The following is a 12,980-nucleotide window of genomic DNA, read 5'->3' as shown; positions in this document are numbered from 1 at the left end:
CATGCACGAGCAAACGACACTGAAGGACAAGCGCATTCTTGTCACCGGCGGGACGACCGGCATCGGGCTGGCCACCGTTGCGCTGCTTGCTCAAGAGGGCGCACGGGTGCTGACTTTCGGCCGCCATCAGGCGGGACTAGATGATGCGCTGGCTTCGGCGGACTCAGCGTCTGGCACCGTCGAAGGGCTGATCGCGGATGCCTCGACAAAAGAGGGCATCGACGCCGTGTTCGCCGAGATGGATGAGAAGTTCGGCGGCATCGACATGCTTGTCTCTTGCGCCGCGATCGGCGCTCAGCCGATCCACGAGATGGAGGACGACGACTGGCGCTACGTGATCGAGACCAATCTGATCGGCACGCTGGCGGCGGCGCGCGGAGCGATCGATCGGCAGATTTGGATATCCGACATCCGGCGTCTGACGAACGGACCGCAGAACGACAGGGATTGGGAACGGCATGGTCGGACCGCTTTTGCTGTGCATCGCGCAGGACCGCCGTTCCCGGTTGAGGAGAACGGATCTGGCAAGCGGACGGTCGCAAACACCGTCTGTGCCATGGTTTCATCGTGCCAGGACTTCCCCTTGCTTGATCGCAAGCCTGGGCGCTCGCAACACGGTCAGGTCACGTGTCGGATCAGCGTCGTACGCGACGATGCTGGCCTCGGCGCCCTCTGAAAACACGCCGACCCGCCGATCGGGAAACATCGCTTGCGGCGTGACCGATGTGGCAATGCGGAGCAGTTCGGTCGGGGTAAAGACGCGCGTTGCGCCCATCGCCTCGATCTCGTCGATCACCGATCCGTCAAACAGATCGCTTCCCGTTGCCATCGTTACCCCCGCGGCCTTCAGCCGGGCCAGATTGTCGACAATGACCCCCATCAGCGTGGCGCGATCCCCGGGATGCGCCTTGAGGTAGTACCGCGTTACCGCGACGGTCGGAATGATGACCGTTCCGCGCCGTTTCATCTCGGCGATCGTCCTGTCGGACAGCCGCAGATCGGCGGCGCCCAGTCCGGCCGGGATGCGCGTGTTCAAATGCGCGACGATGTCCACGCCTGCGGCGACCGCACGGTCGATATCGTCGGCGCTGTCGACATGCGCTGCGACGCGGGCGCCAATGGCATGGGCGCGCGCCACGATCTCGGGCAGCAGCGCCGCGCTCAACCCGCGTTGGCCGTAACTCGAAGGGTCCTTGCGCTGTGCCGCCGCATGGGCGTCGTCGACGACGATGACCTTGACCAGCCTGGGCTGGCTTTCTGCGATCTTCGGCCACTTCTTCTCAAGGTCGGCGCGGGTGTCGATCGCCCAGAAAGCCTTGTCGATGTAATCCTTGGCGACCGCCGGCATGCCGGCCTGCTTGGCGCCCGCCAGCGCCAACCCCAGCGGGTGTCCGTCCGAACTGGACAGCGTCGCTTCGGCCCACAGCACGTCGACACGCCCCGCGCCGCCAAGCAAACCCCGATATCCCGCAATCTCGTCCGCATTCGCAGCCAGCTGCGCCGAATAGAAGATGCCGCGCCGCAGATAGTCGTCGGCGAAGGTGGCTGCGGACCACGCGTTCTGAAGATTGTGGTTGTGCGCATCGGCCAATGGCGGAAGGATGTAGCGGTGCCGCAGGTCGATCCGCGCATCGATCCGCGCGGGGCGTTTGCGCGTCAACCTTCCATCGACGCTGTACCAGTTGTCCTCGACGAAACGACGGCCGTCGAACCATCGTCCGCCCTCGAGCGCGAGCACGGGTTTCGGTAATGCCGCCACCGCGCGGGGCGCGCCGGCGATCTGGGAAGCGGCCGGATTCGTCGGCACGACGGCCAGCAGCAGGGCAAGAAAGGGCGCGGCAAAGCGGTTCATGACAACTCCTTGATGGGTTGTCTGCAGCTACCCCGTGCGCCGCACCCGGCCATCGTGCGTGACGTGAGCCGGGGCGCGGACGTCGTGGACCGGTCAGCGCGCGCCCAGCGCCGCTTCCAGGTCGCCGCGATACGAGCGGCTGAACCGCACCCGCTTGCCGCCCGCCAACTCGATCTCGCCGTCGCCGTTTCGCCTTGTCTCCAGCGCAGCGACCTGGCTCGCGCGTACGACCACCGATCGGTGGACGCGGACGAATCCAGGGCCGAGTCGTGCCAGCAGTACCGCGATCGGCTGACGCACCAGGTGAACCTCGCCCCCGGCATGAAGGCACTGATAGTGTCCGGCACTTTCGACCGCGGCGATCAGTTCGGGCGCGATGAAGCGCGTCGATGCGCCGTCGCGGATTTCGATAGGAGCAGGCGGTGCACCATGCCGTGCCTGGCGGACGCGTCCCAGCGCCCTTGCCAGTTCGGGCGCAGCTACCGGCTTCAGCAAATAATCGAACGCCCCCTGCCGAAATGCCTCGACCGCGGCTCCGGGGTCGGCGGTCAGATAGATCAGCGCCGGTGGCGCGGGACGTGCGGCCAGTTCGCTGCCGAACTCGGTTCCCGTTCCATCGGGCAGGCAGACATCGAGGAACACGACGTCGAACGGTCTTGCTGCTGCGTATTCTCGTGCCTCGCGCAGCGACGCGGCATCGATGATTTCGCCGATCCCGGCATGCGTTTTCAGCAAGCGCAGCAACGCGGCGCGCGCCAACGCATTGTCCTCGACCGCCAGCACCGTCAGATCAGACATCCGGCACCTCCAGCGTGACGCTGAACCACGCCCCGTTGCGCTCCGCCGACAATCGGGACCGGTCCTGATACAGGATCGCCAACCGCTGCCGCACCTGTTCGATGCCGGAATTCAGTCCCTTGGACGGGCGCGGAACCGCCGGGGCAGGGTTGCCGATCTCGATGCGCGTCGACATCGGCCCGCCTGTCACCCGAAGGTCGATCTGCCGCCGGCCGTCCGGCAGCGGATCGCCGTGCGTCAGCGCATTTTCGACCAGCGGGATCAGGATGCGCGACGGCACTTGCCGCTGCCAAAGGCCATCGCCCACCTCCCGCTGATACTCCAGCAACCCGTCCAGTTCGCGGTACAGCAGCAGATGCTCATCGACCGCACCCAGTTCGTCGGCCAGCGTGTGGAGCTCGTCCTCTGTGGCCAAGCCACTGCGCAAGACATTGGCCAGCGCCGACAACGCCGCCTCGGCACGGTCGGCAGAACCATGTGCCATCTGTGCAATCGAACCCAGCGCGTTCATCAGGAAATGCGGGCTCAACTCCGCACGCAGGGCGCGAAGCTCGGCACGGGCCGACCGCGCCTCCTGATCGCGCGCGCGCTCCGCCCAGACCAGGGTCTGGCCGACCGCGATTACCGCGACATAGGTCGGCACAGCGAATAGCGACGTAACCAGCGTTCGGCGGACCAGGTCGGGCAGCGACTGCGGCGCCCCGAGCAACGACGGCACCAGCATCGCGACAACGGCCTGCATTGCGGGCACCACCATCGTCAGCAGCGGGATGACCGCCACGCCGGCCAGCAACAATGCGACCGTCGAGGATGCATCGCGGCCCTCGCCCAGGGGATAGCGTCGGCATAGCCGGAACAGCCACCGGGTCGAAATCGCCCACGGTACGAAGGTGGCGAAGCAAAATGCCGTCGCCACGATAAATGCACTCGCGCTCGGCCGGGCAGCGGCTGCAAGCGCGGCTGCCGGTCCCCACGCAAGCGCTACACATGCCCAGGCAGAGGCAATCCACCAGGGCTGCACGGTATGACCGGGATGCTTCAGCGAACGCATAGGCCGCCGATACGCTGCATAGACTTCAACCGGCAACCTACTCGACGCATTGGTCCATTCCGCTGGCATCCAGGACCGTGGCGGCGCGCTTGGTCTCGTCGAACGCTGTTGCGACGCCTAGCCGGTCGGACGTCGGCTTACCTGCGAAGGGCTAGTTTCTGCACCAGCAGACGTTCCAGTTGCCTCGAGAACGGCTTGAGTTGGTAAGAACCCGCTGTCTCGACAGGGAAGGTGCAGCGAGACAGCCGAGGCAGGTCCATCTACGATGCCTGCGGGTTGAGCCGCTTCCCGAAACGGTCCGTCAGACGTTGAGAAACGGGACTGCGTGCGGGTTGGTGGAACGGCCGGTTTTGGGATGCCCGGCTGATCTCCCGAACGGCCGGGAATGGGTCGGAAACGGACGCAGATATTGCGAGGGCCGAATGGCAGCTTCGCTGAATCGGCGCCCAAGACCTGACAGTCCGAAGCCGGCGCAATTTTGGCCGTTCAGCGCGTCGAGCGTGACGATGGCGGCTATTGGGCCGGGAGCCGACAGACCGTTTTCGGGAGTGATGTCGGGAATAGCCGCTGTTTCTCAGCAGACAGACTCTCCATCGATCGTGGAACAAACGTCAGCGGTACCGATACAATCGAACCCGATAGACCTTACGGTTGGCGGCATCCCCGGAAAATAGGCGCAGCGACTGACCTTGGCCGGTTTCATCGCCGTTGAGGCGCCGGCCCGTCACCATCCGGCCGTCCTTCAAAAGCTGTTCGTCGATACTCTCGATCCCGACGATCGGCGCACCGGGGCGTTCCGTAGTGAAGCTAAGCTGCGAATCGCCGCTGCCAACGACGATGAACTCGTCTGCCGCTGTCTGCATGAACATTGCGGCGATGCGGCTCATCTGATCGACGTCCCCCTTGGGGTCGCTCGCCCGGCTCATATTCACGATGTAGTCGCCAATCCGACCGCGACCAGCGCGTTGTGCGCCGCCTTCCATGATGACGGTGGTGATCTGGCCGTCCGCCTGTTTCTGAAGGATCATCGGAGCAAGGGGTGCAAGCTGTCCATAGAGCGCGGCCATTGCCGGGTCCCCGTCGCCGGCGGCGCTGAGCCCGATGCTGGCGTCGCCCTGAAGCACCACGCCCTGACCATCGATACCAAAGGGCGAGAAGCCAATCGCCTTAAGCGTGCCGTAGCTGAAGAGTGCGTTGGCCGCACCGGCTGCTCCGCCCCGCGCCTCCGGGACCAGCAACGGATTGTCGCGACGGGCATATTGCGACGGGCATATTGCGACGACCAATTCACGTAGTCCTCGAAATAAATGTCGGGCGCGAGAAAATCCAGCGACGGCGCGCCGGCCTTGTAGACGTCGATCGCGAAAGGCAGCGGTCAATGCAAATGGCAGATGTGTACGAAAAGCGGGCGACAGAGAAAGGCTAAGCGGTCCTGACCAACGACGTGGCTGTGCGCTTTATGCTTGCGGGCGCCTATAGTTGGCCGGGGACTGTTCGCCGCGTGCCCTCAACCGCTTAGTTGCGCATGATCAGCTCCCCAACCCTTTTGGAAGCACCCGCGCTCATCTGTGGACGGCCCCTGCGGTGCAAGAGCTTTCGTGCGGCGATGAGCACCGGTTGGGTGCATCTATGTGTTCGGCCTTTTCGCGCAGCACCGCATGGCTGCTGGCCTGATGAAGTCCGCGGATCGGATCCCTAATCACGTCATCGCACTCGAAGCGCTCTGCTCCCTGAGCTTGTTCGATCCCCGGCATGACCGGTCTTGTCATCATTACTCAGCTGCCATTACACTATCCTGCCGCTCGGTTCAGCGGACGACGCGGACAGCGGTTGCGCGGCAGCCGCCGCATAGACCTGCTTGCGCGCCATCACCGCCCAGGCGATGCGCGTTGTCTTGTTTGCGAGCCCGACGGTCGCGATCTTCACCGGCTTACGCTCGAGCAGTTGCGTAACCCGTGGCTGTCGGGTGGCATCCTTACGCGCCGTCCGCATCACTGCGGACGCGCCGACGACCAGCAGTTTGCCGAGGTACCCGTCACCCTGCTTGCTGATGCCGCCAAGCCGCTCCTTACCACCAGAGCTATGGGGCCTCGGCGTGAGCCCGAGCCAGGCAGCAAACTGCCGGCCCGACCGAAAGAGCGAAGCATCAGGCACGGCCGCAGCGGTGGCCGACGCGGTCATCGGACCGATGCCAGAATGGTTGCGAGCCGGCGGCTAGTGTCGTCGGTCCGGTGCCAGGCGAGGATCTGCGCCTCAAACCGATCAACCTAACTTGCCAACGATCGCATTTGAGCCCCGACGGTATGCAGCGCCGACCGGGCATGTACCGGCAGCTTCCCCTGCTCCTCGTGGAGGTGCTTTATCAGCACAGTGACGCCCCCGGGCCCTTTGTCACTGACGATGCCGTACTCCGTCAAGTGCGCCCGCAACGCGTTGACCAATGCTGATCGCTGTCGCACGAGCACGTTGCGCGTCTTGTGGAGCATCAACACCGCCTGCTGGTCGACACTCTTACAGTCGCCAGTATTGCCTCGAGCTGTCTGACGTTGACTGGCTTTTGAAGGAAGGCAATCGGGCCGGTCGCCAAGGCCCGGGCCTTTGTCTCTGGGTCGCCCGAGCCGGTGATGAACAGGTGGCTTGTCGCCAGACCTTCTGCTTGCATCCTCAAAGCGAGATCGACGCCATCGACATGGCCGTTAATGCGGATATCCAATACGACGACATCAGGCTTTGTCTCGCGCAGAAGCGAGAGCGCGGGATCGGCGCAGTCGCATATCCCGACCACCTCGTGACCCGCATCCTCAAGCGAGATCGCAACATAGTCGGCGATCAGGACTTCGTCCTCAACTACCAGAACGCGCAGAGGGCGGGTCATGCAACGAAGCTCACGCGTGTCTCAATCCCGGCAACCGTGACCTGGCGGATAACGGTCGCGCCGATCTGGCTCGCCAAACGCTGCACCAGATCTATGCCCAGTCCCGAAGGGCTTCGATCCTCCGCGGCGTCGGGAGCGAAAATATGCAGCTCTCCCCCGTCGCTGGTCGCTCGCAAGCTCATCGTGACGAGCTGTGCGGTCGCGGCCGTTGCGCGAACTTCCATCAGCAGTTCATTGGCGATGAGGCCGACAGGGACCGCTTCGTCGATTGACATAGACATGGGCTCGATCTCCGTAACGAAGTCGATATTCGGTTCGCCCGCATCGAACTCCTGCACGAGTCCCGAGATGAACGCGCCGATATCGATCGAACGCAAATCCTCCGAGCGGTAGAACCGTTCCTGCAAAAGGCTGAACGACTGGACTCGGCGGATAAGGGCGCGCACCTGCTTCTTGTCCCGTGGCTCGACGAGTCCCCTAAGCGTCAGCGCCATCAAGCTGATAATGATCTGCAGATTGTTGTGAAGCCGATGATAGAGCTCCTTCCGCAAAATCTCCCGATTATCCTGTAGCAAGCGGCGTTCGGCGGCGCGTTCATAAGCCATGCGGACGCCGTTCGCCAAGCGTCGCAATTGCCCTGGCGATTTGACGACGTAATCAGCAAAGCCGGTCTTCATAGCCCGGACCGCCAACGCCTCGTTACCGGTCCCGGTGAACATGACCGCAACGCAATTCGGGTGCCGGGCGATTGCAAGGTCGAACACGGCGAAGCCATCGGTCCAGCGAAGATCATAGTCGGTAACCAGAATGTCCACGGGTCCGGCATCTAGCTGACGCAGGAGGCTTGCCCGATCCGCAGCCTCCAAAGCCTCGGCGCCGGCAAACTCTTGAAGGACCGCTCGCACCGCGAGCGTGCGCGCATCCGGGTCGTCGTCGAGAAAGAGGATCCGAATAGCACATTCCTGAAAAGAGGCTTGGCTCCAAACGAACCGGCGATCGTTTGGTGCCAAGAATCAAGAGGATATGCTCTGTGGATTGGAGTTCAACAGATCAGTCCCGGAGCGCCGTGGCGCGCCAGGCCCTGCGCGAGAGCGCGCGACGCCGGTGGGGGCTTGCTGCGCTGCTGATCGCCGCGCTGTTGCTGGTGGTGAGCGCGGCGATCGTGAACGTGAGTCTTGGCTCTCTCGGCCAGTCCAGGGATGCAGTGGGGCGCACGAATTCGATTCTGCGACACACCAATGAACTGCAGGCCGCTCTTCGCGCCGCAGAAGCCGGGCAGCGCCGTTATCTTCGCACCGGCGAAGCGCCGTCGCTGTCGCGATACGAGCAGTCTGTACGGCGTATGGGGGTCCAGATCGCCATTCTCAAAGCCACAACTCGACACCCCCCGCAAGTTGCTCGCCTGAACCGGATCGTGGCGCAAGTCTACGCTCGTCAGGCGGAGCTCGCCGCACGTGCAACGGGTTCGGCGCCGTTGCCCACGGCCGCTACGGAAGAAGCACTGCTCGACGGAATGGACACGATGTTTGAGCGCTTTAAGCGCTACCAGCGCGAACGATTTGCCGACCTCGTGTCCCTCGAAGCACGACGGGCGCGACAGACCACCATTGCGGCGGCTGCCTCGGGTTTTTTGTCGCTGTTCAGCGCAATTCTCGGCATCTATCTGATCTTTCGCCAGCGGACGGCTGACGCGATCATCCGCTACAGCATTGCCCTCGAGGAACAGGTGGAAGAACGCACCCGCGATCTGCGCGAGGTCAATCGCGAGCTCGACGCATTTGCCTACACCATCAGCCACGATCTCCGCGCGCCGCTGCGCGCGATCCACGGCTATTCGGACGCACTGATCGAGGATTATGGTGAGCTTCTGCCCGAAGAGGGGCGCCGGTTTGCCGGCGCGATGACGGCCGCGGCGCTGCGGATGGATACGCTGATCGAGGATATTCTCGCATACACGCGCAAGGCTCGGCGAGAGATCAAGGTAACCGTCGTTTCGCTCGACGAGGTCGTCGAGCGGGCTTGCCGCGACCTGCTTACTATCGCCACGGGGTCACCGAAGGTCCATGTTCGCCTCCCGCTCGGTTTCGTGGTTGGCCAAGCCGCCGTGCTGCGGCAGGTGATTGACAATCTTCTTTCAAACTCGCTCAAGTTCGTCGTGCCCGGCACGGAAGCCTGCGTGGTCGTGCGATCCGAACGCATCGAAACCTGCCGGCGGTTGTGGATTGAGGACAACGGGATCGGCATTGCCGGTAGCCACGAAGAGCGCATTTTCGAACCGTTCGAGCGGCTGCACGGAATAGAAGCCTATCCGGGTACCGGGATAGGCCTCGCGATAGTTCGCCGCGGGGTGGAGCGGATGGGCGGCAAGTGCGGCGTGGAATCCGAGCCTGGATGCGGTAGCCGCTTCTGGATCGACCTAAAGGCGGCGGAGCAGGAGGAAGAGGCTGGATGAACGATCGTCCGAAGATGCTGATCGTCGAAGATAATCCGGACGATCTCGACCTGCTGAAGCGGGCAATCCGGAAGTCATCGGTCCACGTCGAGTGCGAGATCGCAACCGATGGGGACGCTGCCGTCTCGGCACTTGAGCGAGCCGGCGCGGTGGAAGGCCGCACGCCGCGAGTGGTGCTGCTTGATCTGAAGCTGCCACGACGCTCGGGCTTTGAAGTGCTTGAATGGATGCGGTCTGATGTAGCTGTGCGCCGCGTGCCCGTGGTCATCCTGACCTCTTCCGACAATAGCGACGATCTGGCGCGCGCATATGATCTTGGCGCCAACTCGTATTTGGTGAAACCGGTTTCTCCCGCTGCCTTAAGCGCAATGGTCGAGCAGATCGATGCGTATTGGTTGCGGCTGAACAACGTGGCCTGAGCACGCAGCCATCCAAATAGCTGTTCGCGGTCTGAAGCCTGGTTACCTTACGGCCGATCCGTCCTCAGCGTTGTGCGTGCCGTCGCATGTTTCGCAAACAATTGGCCACCCGCGCGTTTCAGGCTGGAGAAAGTCACTCCGCGATCGGCGTACTGAATCGAAAAGCGCGTGAGCGCGGACCTTCTAGCGAAGGTGCTTTCTATTTATTGGATTTCAGGCCCGCTGTGAAAGAAGCTATGGGCCGAGCGCGGTCGGAGGGCCATGTGCTTGAAATTGCAGATATGGTGAAGCGTCAGCGGATGCTGGCTGATTTGGGCGAATTCGCCACTCGTGCCGAAGATCTAGATGAAGTTTTGGTGGAGGTCTGCCGCTTGGTGGCAGAGGCACTTGGCACAGGGCGCGCGTGGGTTTTCGAAATTCAGGAAGACGGGCATGAATTGTTCCTGCGGGCCCGCGCAGGCTGGACAAAGGACGTCTCCGGCCACGTGCACCTTTCAAGCCCCGAGCGGTTGCCTAAAACTTACTGGAACGATGTTCCTGAACCTCTGATCTGCCGCGATATTGCAGAAGAGGCTGGGCTCGGGTTTGCCGAGTTTGTGAAACAGGCCGGAGCCGTCGCTTTCGCAAATGTGCCTATTCTGGTGCCGGGTTGGCGCCCCTATGGCATACTCCAGGTCGACGCTGTGCGCCCTTGTGATTTCCAAGATGGCGACACTCAATTCCTGCGCATCTGTGCATCGATATTAGGACCAGTGATCGATCGCTTGCGAAAGGCTCAAAGTCTCCGCGAAAGCGAGGAGCAATTCAGACGCATCGTCGAGACCGTGCGGGATTACGCAATATTCACGACTGACGCGCACGATCGCATCGATAACTGGTTTCCAGGTGCAGAGACCGTGTTTGGCTGGGCAGCGGATGAGGTGCTAGGGCAGCCTGGTAGCATCGTGTTTACGCCGGAAGATCGGGAACGCGGCGAAGATAAAACGGAGATCGACACCGCACGACGCGATGGTTCTGCTGCGAATATGCGCTGGCATCAGCGTAAGGACGGTCGAAGGATCTTCATCGAAGGCGCCGTCTGGGCGCTCCTAGACGGGGCGGGCGTGACTCGAGGGTTCGTCAAGGTCGGCCAGGATGTCACCGAGCGCAAGCACGCCGAGACGGCGCTTTGCGAGAGCGAGGAGCGGCTCCGCAGCGCTGTCGAGGTGGGCCAACTGGGCCTGTGGGACTGGGACGTCACAACTGGAGGGATTTTCTGGTCCGACGAGCATTTTCGGATGGAAGGTTTTGCTGTCGGTGAGGTCACACCAACCTACGAGGTATGGGCGTCGCGGATTCATCCTGATGACCGGGCGCAAGCCGAGGCTGCGCTTGCCAGGGCAATGGAAGAGCGGAAGGAGTATGCTCACGAATTCAGGGTCGTCCATCCTGATGGCTCGGTTCACTGGTTGTCAGGCCGTGGGCGGTTCTATTATGATCACGACGACCGCCCCATCCGCATGATCGGGGCGATGATAGAAACGACAGCGCGCCGTGAGTGGGAGGAGCGTCAACTGGTGCTGGTGGCGGAGTTGCAGCACCGCACCTTCAATCTCATGGGCATGATACGATCGATGGCCGACGCCACGATCCGTTCAAGCGTCAACCTCAAGGACTTCCAGACGAGGTTTCGCAATAGAATTGAGGCGCTGGCGCGAGTCCAGCGCCTGTTGTCGCGCCTGCAATCGGACGAGAGGGTTACGTTCGGTGATCTGATTCACGCCGAGCTGGATGCAATTGGCGCGCTGGATTGCGACAAGTGGCACGTGACGCTCGATGGGCCTCATGACGTGAGGCTGCGCTCTGGGACGGTACAAACGTTCGCGATGGCTATTCATGAGTTGACGACCAACGCCGCGAAATATGGGGCGCTCAGTCAGCCGGACGCTCGCCTGAACGTGCGATGGTGGGTTGAAGAGCGTGAGGCTGGTCAGCCGTGGCTGTATGTCGATTGGCGCGAAACCGGCGTGACCATGCAGCCCAAGGAAGCAGCACCGCGCGGAACCGGGCAGGGTCGCTTGCTCATCGAAAAGGCACTTCCGTATCAGCTACATGCCAAGACCACCTACGTTATGGCGGACGACGGTATTCACTGCTCCATTGCATTGCCTGTGTCGAACCAGAGCAAGAAGGAGACGCGCATTGTCGCTCACGAACTGCCGGATTTTGGTCGTTGAGGACGAGTTCATGGTCGCGCATGACCTTCAGTTGGAACTGGAGGAGGCTGGGGCGGTGATTCTTGGACCCGAGGCATCTATTAGAGGCGCGTTGAAGCGGATCGATGATGAGTCGAGAATTGATGCCGTTGTACTGGACATCAACCTTGAGGGGAAACTATCATTCGTCGTCGCCGATGCTATGAAGGCGAAGCAAATTCCGTTCATATTCGCAAGCGGATACGAGGATGAGGCGCTTTCGTCTCGCTATCCTAATGTGATCAATTGCCGAAAGCCTTTTGTAACTCGTGATCTGTTGGAATCGCTAATAAGGTGTTTGAACGGCGTGATTAAAGATTGATAGATAATAACACTATTAGCGATACAGTAAATAGTTTATGGTTTTCTTCTGCGACTATGATCACACATGCTGTTAACTCTCCGAAATCGGCACAGCGTGGCAGCTATATCAAAATGATATTTAAACGATAGATAATATTCATTCTCGTCTTCTAAAGCTTATTCTTACTGATTACGTCACCAAAGTTGCTCTTAGCCCTATTTTGTCGACGACATTAATTTCGCCCATGGCGGTAAAGTTTGGCTGATCGACAGCGCCTTAGTTCGTTTGCCAAGAGGCCACGATGGCGAAAAAGGCGATGCAAATCACTGTCTCTGTCGATCACGCAGCGAGCTCACGACCAAGATCCGCGTCGTCGTCGATGCGCCGGGGCTCTCGATCCCGCTCGGTCTGACCGCACTACAGGCGCACGACGGCCAGATCCCGGGTCGCCTGCTGGTTCACCGCGGCGCGCGCACCATCGTGTTGGCGGACAAGGCTGTGATGCCGACCGCGTCCGCGAATTGATCCGAGATCAGGGCGCCACGCCCGCGTCCCGCCAAAGAGCAACCAGCGCTGCAACCCTTGCTTCAGCAAGCGGCTCTGTCGAGAGCGCAAGCTGACCGAGCGACTTTTCTCGAAGCTGACGCACTTCCGACGAGTCGCCACCCGCTATGACAAGCCCGCCGCGAACTTCCTCGCCATGGCCCAGCTCGCCTCAATGCGGCTGTGGCTCCGGATTTACGAGCCTACGGTCTAGGCCATTTAATCGACGGCTCGAGGCGAGCAGACTTTCAGCGGCGCGGCTCAGCACGGCAACTGGGCTTCATGGCAAGCATCAGACACCCTACGACTTTGCCCAATGCTGATTACGCCCCTCCATACGTACAAGAAGATGGCAGGCGTATTCATGCTCGAATGCGTAGCCCACGCCGGTCAGGCCGGTTGCCGATCTAGGGTGGCGTGGTGTTTACGAACTTTGTCGTGCCAATCTTCTG

11 protein-coding genes and 2 pseudogenes are annotated in these 12,980 nt (G+C 61.7%); 6 read left to right on the top strand and 7 right to left on the bottom strand.

All coding sequences use genetic code 11. From position 1 onward, the window contains the following. Position 1: 1 nt before the first annotated feature. On the top strand, positions 2-676 hold the full coding sequence (locus tag ACAX61_RS14185) for an SDR family NAD(P)-dependent oxidoreductase (RefSeq protein WP_370715497.1): 675 nt from the start codon (positions 2-4) through the stop codon (positions 674-676). On the opposite strand, the gene ACAX61_RS14180 is transcribed toward ACAX61_RS14185, so the two are convergent. From ACAX61_RS14180 to ACAX61_RS14150, 7 genes and pseudogenes are all read right to left on the bottom strand, one after another. Continuing rightward, positions 563-1,852 (bottom strand): amidohydrolase family protein, encoded by a 1,290-nt coding sequence (locus ACAX61_RS14180; protein WP_370715496.1) that lies wholly within the window; start codon positions 1,850-1,852, stop codon positions 563-565. The two genes, ACAX61_RS14185 and ACAX61_RS14180, sit on opposite strands and share 114 nt — an antisense overlap. Positions 1,853-1,945: 93 nt before the next feature. Continuing rightward, complete coding sequence (locus tag ACAX61_RS14175) at positions 1,946-2,650, bottom strand: LytR/AlgR family response regulator transcription factor (protein ID WP_370715495.1); 705 nt, start codon at positions 2,648-2,650, stop codon at positions 1,946-1,948. Further along, a complete protein-coding gene (locus tag ACAX61_RS14170) occupies positions 2,643-3,701 on the bottom strand; it encodes a sensor histidine kinase (protein ID WP_370715494.1) in 1,059 nt (352 codons plus the stop codon). The genes ACAX61_RS14175 and ACAX61_RS14170 overlap by 8 nt, the downstream gene beginning before the upstream one ends. Before the next feature lie 611 nt (positions 3,702-4,312). Further along, positions 4,313-5,080, bottom strand: coding sequence for a DUF5597 domain-containing protein (locus tag ACAX61_RS14165; protein WP_370715493.1), 768 nt, complete (start codon positions 5,078-5,080; stop codon positions 4,313-4,315). A 406-nt stretch (positions 5,081-5,486) separates the two neighbouring features. Then, positions 5,487-6,214: pseudogene (locus tag ACAX61_RS14160) on the bottom strand (IS110 family RNA-guided transposase); the annotation flags it as partial. Then, the gene (locus ACAX61_RS14155) at positions 6,187-6,576 is read right to left on the bottom strand and encodes a response regulator (protein ID WP_370715492.1); all 390 of its coding nucleotides are present in this window, start codon (positions 6,574-6,576) and stop codon (positions 6,187-6,189) included. The gene ACAX61_RS14155 and the pseudogene ACAX61_RS14160, both read right to left, overlap by 28 nt. Continuing rightward, positions 6,573-7,586 (bottom strand): sensor histidine kinase, encoded by a 1,014-nt coding sequence (locus tag ACAX61_RS14150; RefSeq protein WP_370715491.1) that lies wholly within the window; start codon positions 7,584-7,586, stop codon positions 6,573-6,575. The genes ACAX61_RS14155 and ACAX61_RS14150 overlap by 4 nt, the downstream gene beginning before the upstream one ends. Positions 7,587-7,642: 56 nt before the next feature. On the opposite strand from ACAX61_RS14150, the gene ACAX61_RS14145 reads away from it, so the two are divergent. The 5 genes and pseudogenes from ACAX61_RS14145 to ACAX61_RS14125 all read left to right on the top strand — a co-directional run. Further along, a complete protein-coding gene (locus tag ACAX61_RS14145; RefSeq protein WP_370715490.1) occupies positions 7,643-9,028 on the top strand; it encodes a sensor histidine kinase in 1,386 nt (461 codons plus the stop codon). Further along, the gene (locus ACAX61_RS14140) at positions 9,025-9,447 is read left to right on the top strand and encodes a response regulator (RefSeq protein ID WP_370715489.1); all 423 of its coding nucleotides are present in this window, start codon (positions 9,025-9,027) and stop codon (positions 9,445-9,447) included. Before ACAX61_RS14145 ends, ACAX61_RS14140 begins: the two co-directional genes overlap by 4 nt. An 86-nt stretch (positions 9,448-9,533) precedes the next feature. Further along, the gene (locus ACAX61_RS14135) at positions 9,534-11,663 is read left to right on the top strand and encodes a PAS domain S-box protein (RefSeq protein ID WP_370715488.1); all 2,130 of its coding nucleotides are present in this window, start codon (positions 9,534-9,536) and stop codon (positions 11,661-11,663) included. Beyond that, positions 11,629-12,003, top strand: a complete 375-nt coding sequence (locus ACAX61_RS14130; protein ID WP_370715487.1) for a response regulator — start codon at positions 11,629-11,631, stop codon at positions 12,001-12,003. Before ACAX61_RS14135 ends, ACAX61_RS14130 begins: the two co-directional genes overlap by 35 nt. Before the next feature lie 204 nt (positions 12,004-12,207). After that, positions 12,208-12,742 (top strand): annotated as a pseudogene (locus ACAX61_RS14125) (IS5 family transposase); the annotation flags it as partial. Positions 12,743-12,980: the final 238 nt, after the last annotated feature.

Source organism: Sphingomonas sp. IW22, assembly GCF_041321155.1.
Classification (GTDB): Bacteria; Pseudomonadota; Alphaproteobacteria; order Sphingomonadales; family Sphingomonadaceae; genus Sphingomonas.
This window is presented reverse-complemented; position numbering and strand designations above follow the sequence as displayed.

Coding starts and splice junctions, on each gene's coding strand:
- ACAX61_RS14135 (WP_370715488.1), top strand. CDS start 9,534: ATGTTTCGCAAACAATTGGCCACCCGCGCGTTTCAGGCTGGAGAAAGT.
- ACAX61_RS14175 (WP_370715495.1), bottom strand. CDS start 2,650: ATGTCTGATCTGACGGTGCTGGCGGTCGAGGACAATGCGTTGGCGCGC.
- ACAX61_RS14140 (WP_370715489.1), top strand. CDS start 9,025: ATGAACGATCGTCCGAAGATGCTGATCGTCGAAGATAATCCGGACGAT.
- ACAX61_RS14170 (WP_370715494.1), bottom strand. CDS start 3,701: ATGCGTTCGCTGAAGCATCCCGGTCATACCGTGCAGCCCTGGTGGATT.
- ACAX61_RS14155 (WP_370715492.1), bottom strand. CDS start 6,576: ATGACCCGCCCTCTGCGCGTTCTGGTAGTTGAGGACGAAGTCCTGATC.
- ACAX61_RS14180 (WP_370715496.1), bottom strand. CDS start 1,852: ATGAACCGCTTTGCCGCGCCCTTTCTTGCCCTGCTGCTGGCCGTCGTG.
- ACAX61_RS14185 (WP_370715497.1), top strand. CDS start 2: ATGCACGAGCAAACGACACTGAAGGACAAGCGCATTCTTGTCACCGGC.